General features: G+C 45.3%; 1 pseudogene. It reads left to right on the forward strand.

Annotated elements, in window-relative coordinates:
- Positions 1-43: 43 nt before the first annotated feature.
- Positions 44-382, forward strand: a pseudogene (locus tag A3739_RS28710) (ABC transporter substrate-binding protein); the annotation flags it as partial.

A 382-nucleotide genomic window follows, 5' to 3' on the forward strand; every position in this document is an offset into this window, starting at 1 on the left:
CCGACTTACTTTAAGCATCTTAAAAGGACCTAAGGCTCAAACTATGGCAAACACTCTTTTCATTCTTTTGAGCCTTCTATTACTGAGCCAATACGCGCACAGTGAATCCGAAGCTCCTAAGCCAACAATCATTTCAGGGCATGCGCTTTCTCTCTATGGTTCTGCAAAATACGATGAAGGCTTTACACATTTTGACTGGGTAAACCCTAACGCACCAAAAGGCGGAACTTTACGTCTAATGGGCTTCGGCACTTTTGACTCACTCAACCCCTACACACTTAAAGGTACAAGCCCGTTCAATACGCCAGGTTTGTTTATGTATGAGTTTTCTGAGCTGAATGAACCGCTCATGGCAGGAACAGGCAGCTACGCCTCTTCTGCC

The organism is Oleiphilus sp. HI0067, from assembly GCF_001635735.1.